Source organism: Lacticaseibacillus manihotivorans DSM 13343 = JCM 12514, assembly GCF_001435035.1.
In the GTDB taxonomy this organism is placed as follows: Bacteria; Bacillota; Bacilli; order Lactobacillales; family Lactobacillaceae; genus Lacticaseibacillus; species Lacticaseibacillus manihotivorans.
In genome coordinates this window covers 270-5,365 of record NZ_AZEU01000305.1, presented here as the reverse complement: position 1 = coordinate 5,365, position 5,096 = coordinate 270, and the positions used below count along the sequence as shown (strand labels likewise).

The 5,096-nt window shown below is 45.1% G+C and carries 3 protein-coding genes; all 3 read left to right on the top strand.

Annotated elements, in window-relative coordinates; all coding sequences use genetic code 11:
- Positions 1-41 precede the first annotated feature (41 nt).
- Positions 42-776, top strand: coding sequence for a GGDEF domain-containing protein (locus FD01_RS14720; protein ID WP_056965078.1), 735 nt, complete (start codon positions 42-44; stop codon positions 774-776).
- Between the two features lie 102 nt (positions 777-878).
- A complete protein-coding gene (locus FD01_RS14715; RefSeq protein WP_054719531.1) occupies positions 879-2,135 on the top strand; it encodes an extracellular solute-binding protein in 1,257 nt (418 codons plus the stop codon).
- A gap of 309 nt (positions 2,136-2,444) precedes the next feature.
- Positions 2,445-5,096, top strand: a 2,652-nt coding sequence (locus FD01_RS14710) for a KxYKxGKxW signal peptide domain-containing protein (RefSeq protein ID WP_156647333.1), incomplete at its 3' end; no start/stop codon positions are given.

Sequence of the window (5,096 nt, the reverse complement as noted above, 5' to 3'; positions counted from 1 at the left end):
CCCGTGTGAATCATGGGATTGCGCTGCTTTTTTGAAATTCTATGAATAATCCAGGATTAGCCGTGTTTGGGGTGGCACTCACGATCTTAGGACCAGATAATTTGATTCAACAGGTGAGTCCGGGCATCATCGTGGCCCAAGTTTTTCAAGTGGTCGTTGAAGCGGCGGTGGTGCGTGGATATGGCACCTTGATCCATATGCAAGCTGCACGGATGAAGCATTTTGCCCATGATGCGATGTATGACGACTTGACGGGTTTACAGAATTTTCGCGCGTTCACCGAAAATTTGGAAAATACCTTCTTGCGTTATCGGGCTCGCGGGGTCAAATTTGCCTTATATACGCTGGACATCGACCATTTCAAGCGCATCAACGATACCTATGGGCACCTGTATGGCAACAAAGTGTTACAAGCAGTGGCCAAGCAGTTGCAAGATACGATGAACGCAGTTGGGTATCAAAATGATCTTTATCGTACTGGTGGTGAAGAATTTACCATTTTAGTTTACGATATCAATGATTCCCTTGAGGAAGCGGAACGCATCACCCGCATGATTCAAGCCAATATCGCCAAGTTAGCGTTTGAAGTCGGGGCTGGCTCCCGGCATGTGACCGTGTCGATTGGCGAAGATCGGGTGTTGGCGGGAGATGAAAGTCACCTTGAAGTTTATCGTCGGGCTGATGAATACCTCTATCGTTCCAAACAAAATGGGCGCAATGCGATCACCTTGCGGGGTAAAACGCTTGACCGTTTGAATCACGAATCACCTTGTTGAGTTTCGCTCAGCAAGGTTTTTTTAATCCAGCAAGACACCTATTACTTGACAGTGTCGAGATACCCGTATACAATCACATTAATTCGTTCATAGGAGGGTATCATGGGTAAAATGAAATTAGGTTTCGGGCTAGGGGTACTAGCTGCAGGGATGTTGGCAATCAGTGGGTGTTCCAGTACAAGCGCCGCTAAAAAGTCGACCGCTAAGCCAGTCACGATTACATACTGGCATCGCATGACAGGTAGTTGGAATACCGCTCAGCAGAAAATGATTAAAGATTTCAATGCCTCGCAGTCGAAGTACAAAGTGGTGGCCCAATCGATGGGTAGCTACGATGCGTTGCAACAAAAAATTATGGCTGCTGCCAAGTCCAAGACCTTGCCAACCATGGCGCAGGCGCCGAATACCAATATCGGCGATTATGCCAAAACTGGTTTGATCACACCGTTCAAGTTGTCGCAAAAGACGCTTGCGCAAGTTTATCCGAGCTTTTTGGCGGGTGGGCAATACCAAGACAAGCAATACGGCTTGCCATACTCTGTTTCGACCCAAGTGTTGTTTGTGAACACCGATTTGGTCAAGCAATATCATTTGACCATTCCCAAGACCTGGAATGATGTCGAAAAAATGGGCCCAGCTTTAGCGAAGTCAGGTGTCGCCACGATCGCGTTGGACGCTTCTTATGATGTTGCCTTGGAATCCATGGCTCATGAAGCTGGCAGCCCGTTGATCACGCCTGCGCGCAAGGCCAATCTCGACAGTGCCAAGACTTTAGCACAAGTCGATCGCTTATTGTCAATGCGCAAAGCCGGCATTTTATCGACGGCTGGCAGTGATGGCTATTTCTCAACGGCTTTCTTCAATAAAAAGGCAGTGTTTGGGATCGCCAGCTCCGCTTCGATTCCAGTGATTCAACAACAAGCACCGAAATCCATGCACTGGACGACGGCTCAAATTCCAAGTGTGAATGATTCGCACCAAGGCGTGTTGAACGGGAACTATAACGTCGTCTTTAAATCAGCTTCCAAAGCACAACTCGCCGGAGCTGAAGCCTTCCAGAAGTTCCTGTTGAAACCAAAACAAGCGGCATACTGGGCAGAAAAATCCGGTTATGTGCCGGTCACCCCTGCGGCAGTGCAAAGCGACGACTATCAAAGTTTCTTAGCCGATAATGCCGGGTTTAAAGCCGCGGTGAAAGCCAGTGAAGACAGTTTTGCATCCACAGTGTTTGCCGGTTATGGCGATTATCGCAATGCCTTGTTAGATACAGTTGATTCGACGTTGACGAAGAATGTTGCCGGCGATACTGCCTTTAAAGCATTACAAGCGAAAACAGAAAAGATATTAGCAGATAATTAATGTTTTTTCACGGATTAATAAGCCGTACAGTTTAATACTGTGCGGCTTATTTACGTGCAATTTAGTCGTTGAAAATATCCTGAATCTCTTTATAAATCCGCCGGGGATTCGTCTAATAACCCCGCAAATAACAGGTTCCCAATATTACATACTTGTCATGAAATAAATTCGTTCCTACAATTGACACTCGATATTATAAATGATTTAATGTAGGCGTAAGTTAATGTATAGTCATTTAAAATTAAATAATTTGATTGTTTCGTGGATGATGGGATCTTGGGAGATCAGTCGCCGCTTGGGGGTTATGAAATGAGACAACACTTATCCGATGAGAAAGTCCATTACAAGTTATATAAAGATGGAAAAAATTGGGTCGCAGCAAGTATCGCAACAGGAATTGCAATTCCCGTCGCTTTATTTTCTGCGGTCTTTTTGAGTCCTGTACATGAGGTGCAGGCGACTAGTGATGATTTAGGGTACACTTATACTGCCGGGCAATCTGACCTATCAAATAGCGAGGTCGCTGATGGCATCAAAGCAGGTACAGTTTATGATGCCACGTCGAATGGTAGTAGTACTGTCAAAATTGATAACACGGAAATTGAGAAGATTGCCGCGGCTCATTTACAGTTGACACTTAATGGCAATACATGGTCGCTTTCACCGGATGCCGATTTTGTAAAAACCAGTATCGACACCGTTTTGACTGGCTTGGGATACCCTACTGATGCCGTGAGTGATCCCACCAGTAAGACCAATGCCCAAAGCATTTTAGACTATTTAAAAAAAGATGGTTTGCAATCCGTTAACGGTGGGTCAACTGCCAGAGAAGACGGTAATATCAGTTGGATGGTGACCCCTCTGATTTCTGGTTCAAGTCTCGATATGAGCGGTAACCAAGGTGGTAGTATTAACCAAGCCGACACGTTGATAGGTGATACGGGATTTGGTGCGATCATTGCGGGTAGTTTAAAAGTTGAAGACAGTGATCAAGCGCCATTTCCAACGACTAATGCACAGATTTTATTGGCTAATCATGGGTATTTAAATGGGACAGGTTCCATTCCGAATGGACTGATCAATCAGCTTAAGCAATTTTCATTTGCAGATGGTTCATTTGCCTCTTCTATGAAGAGGCTACAATCAGCTACGACTCAGTTGATGGGACTGTACTCAAAGACTGATGGGTCTGCAGCGGTTTCATTTTATCAGTACAACGCATCGACGGAACTCGACCTAGATTTTAGTAAAGCAGTAAAAGACGCAAACGGGGACTATGTTTTCACCATTAATTCAGACACACTTAAAGGTAACCGTTATACTTTTGATTGGAAGAATCAAGCCGCTTATACTGGTGGAAATGTCATCATTAACTACACCGGTTCTAGTGTCATCAATTTTCAAGATACGACAAACTTTAAGCCGGATTTCTTAACTGGTGACAATCAAATTGTGCTGTCTGTGCCAAATGGCAATACCATTAATTTCACAAATGCTGATGGCCCTGATCAAAACCATGCCGTAGTTCTAGCCCCAACTTCTGATGTGATTACCAATGTGGGTGCATACGGTGGTATTGTTGGTGCCATTAACGGTGATGGTTCAAACGACGGGTACGATGAAAATACGGATCCTGGCAACCCAATCAACACGAATCCAAAAACACCAGATACCAATGTTCCCGACGATCCTGGCAATAATCCGACAAAGTCAACTGACACAACGAAAACCCCAGATGATGGTGGCGATACGACAACGACCACAACTTCGAAGACGCCTGAATCCAAAGCAGTCACTGTTAATCAAACCATCTCTACATCTGTGTCTGACAAAGACGGGATCGACCCAACGGATATTCCTGAAAGTGATCTCCCTAAAAATACCGAAACGAAATCGACAACTTTCACTGCGACCGTCAAAGACGATGGCACTGTTTCGTATACCAATGCCGATGGTAGGATTTCTTTAGAAGCACCATTTAATGATGTTCCAGTTGAAACCACCACTAAAATTGGCAACACGACATATACGGTTCAAGTTAGTGGGACGTTAACGGACAATTCTGGTCTTGACGAGGATACTTTGGATACCAAAGCGGTAACTGATCAAATTGGCCAAGCCACTGATGGTACCACGTTAAATTGGAACATTTCCGTGGTTTATTTTCCATCTAGCACCAGCAAGCATAAGCAAGTAAACTTCAATAACGAAGTCTTCTTTGACTATGCCGATGATGATTTTGATAGCGATCCAGACAATCTTCCAGAAGATTTCACTCGCACAGCCGTTGTTAGTTACGTGGAAACCACGGATTCACAAGGGCACAGTTCCTACTCAGACTGGCAAGTTGAACAAAGCCTTGATGCGTTGACGGATGCCAATGTGCCAACAATGGCAGGCTATCGCACCAATATTGAAAATGATATTACTGATGATGCTATCATTGGCATGCTCAAATCCATGGGTCCAATTAATGGCGCTTCTGTTACTGCAGAAACTCAGGTAACGTATGAAAAAGTCGTACAACTAGATGACGGCATTCATGTCTACACGAAGGCGCAACAGCCTGGAGGAGTTGAACAACCAAGCGGTACAGTAGGGACGAATAAACCTCAAGGTGACCCTGGAGATCCACTGGATACAACGGATGATGATAACAACTACGTCCCAGATCCAGATCATGTTTACACGAAGGCGCAACAACCTGGAGGGGTTGAACAACCAAGCGGTACAGTAGGCACGAATGAGCCTCAAGGTGACCCAAGTGATCCATTGGATACAACGGATGACAATACCAACTATGTCCCAGATCCAGATCATGTTTACACGAAGGCGCAACAACCTGGAGGGGTTGAACAACCAAGCGGTACAGTAGGCACGAATGAGCCTCAAGGTGACCCAAGTGATCCATTGGATACAACGGATGATGATACCAACTATGTCCCAGATCCAGATCATGTC

What these genes read in the sequence shown, in the direction of transcription:
- FD01_RS14720 (WP_056965078.1), top strand. Translation starts at nt 42, where the DNA reads ATGAATAATCCAGGATTAGCCGTGTTTGGGGTGGCACTCACGATCTTA.
- FD01_RS14715 (WP_054719531.1), top strand. Translation starts at nt 879, where the DNA reads ATGGGTAAAATGAAATTAGGTTTCGGGCTAGGGGTACTAGCTGCAGGG.